Source organism: Cellulophaga baltica (assembly GCF_018861125.1).
In the GTDB taxonomy this organism is placed as follows: Bacteria; Bacteroidota; Bacteroidia; order Flavobacteriales; family Flavobacteriaceae; genus Cellulophaga; species Cellulophaga baltica_A.
Map to the genome: position 1 here is coordinate 1 of NZ_JAHKQN010000006.1, position 1,325 is coordinate 1,325.

Annotated in this window: 1 protein-coding gene; it reads left to right on the forward strand. The window is 31.2% G+C overall.

Annotated features, from left to right (window positions below; translation table 11 throughout):
* The first annotated feature begins 276 nt into the window (after positions 1 to 276).
* The gene (locus tag KO500_RS02605; RefSeq protein ID WP_215954945.1) at positions 277 to 1,275 is read left to right on the forward strand and encodes an IS110 family transposase; all 999 of its coding nucleotides are present in this window, start codon (positions 277 to 279) and stop codon (positions 1,273 to 1,275) included.
* Positions 1,276 to 1,325: the final 50 nt, after the last annotated feature.

Consider the following 1,325-nt stretch of genomic DNA (forward strand, 5'->3'; position numbering starts at 1 on the left):
TCCTTTAGATTTGAACTTATAAACAATATACAATTATTCAATAATTATGTTGTTGAAAAGAGGGGGTCTGGGGGAGACTCATAACTTATTAAATTGTTCATATTTTTATTAAAAAAGAACGGGGTGAACTTGGTTCGGTTCTAGAGCTACATCTCTATTCACAGTATTAGTCCCCGCTCTTTTATAACCGGTTACAAAGGACCAAATAGAATACTAATTAGTAATAAATTACTAAAGGTTTTAGTCAAAGTAACCATTAATTTAATAATTAAAAGTATGGAAATTTTAGAAACTGTAGGTATCGATATTAGTAAAAAAGTGATCGATACACACCTTCACAAAAGAGATCTTTACCAGCAATTTGAAAACAATAAGAGAGGGTTCAAACAAATGATTAAGTGGTTGGAAAAGAATAATGATGTTCCCACAGAAAACCTGCTGTTTGCAATGGAGCATACAGGAATCTATGGCTATAGGTTATCTCTCTTTTTGTCTGAAGCAAGCTTTAATTATGTTATTTTACCTGGATTGGAAATTAAACAATCCATGGGAATGACCAGAGGAAAAAATGACAAAGCAGATGCTAAAAGAATAGCTCTCTACGCTTATGAAAAACGTGATCGATTAAAATCTCATGTCCAAAGTTCTGAGAGTACCGTAAAATTAAAACGATTATTCTCACTACGTGAGCGCATGGTAAAGCAAAGAGCTGGCTATAAAATGAGTTTAAAGGAGCAATCAGAAATACTTTCAAGAAGTAAAAGTAAATTACTGTTAAAAATTCAAAAAGAGCTTATCAAATATTTGACAAAAGAAATAGATACAATTGAAAAGGAAATAGAAACCATTGTTACTGAAGATGAGAATCTTAAAAACCAGTATGAGCTAATAACCTCAATAAAAGGTGTAGGAAAACAAACCGCGCTTTATATGATTGTATTTACAGAGGGCTTTAAAAAGTTTGACAGTTGGAGGAAATTCGCCTCTTATTGCGGTATAGCTCCTTTTCCCAATACTTCTGGTTCAAGTATTAGAGGAAGAACCAAAGTAAGCCATTTAGCGAATAAAAAACTAAAAAGTTTATTGGATTTATGCGCTAAGTCTTCTATCCAATACAATGAAGAGATGAAATTTTACTATCAAAAAAGAATCGGTTCGGGAAAAAATAAAATGTCCACAATAAACATTATCAGAAATAAAATATTAGCTAGGATCTTTGCTGTTATTAATAGGAAAACTCCTTATATAGATTTAATGAAATATGCAGCAAATTAGCTTAAAAAATGTGAAATATAATTTGGTTTAGTCATAGAATACTGTGAGAC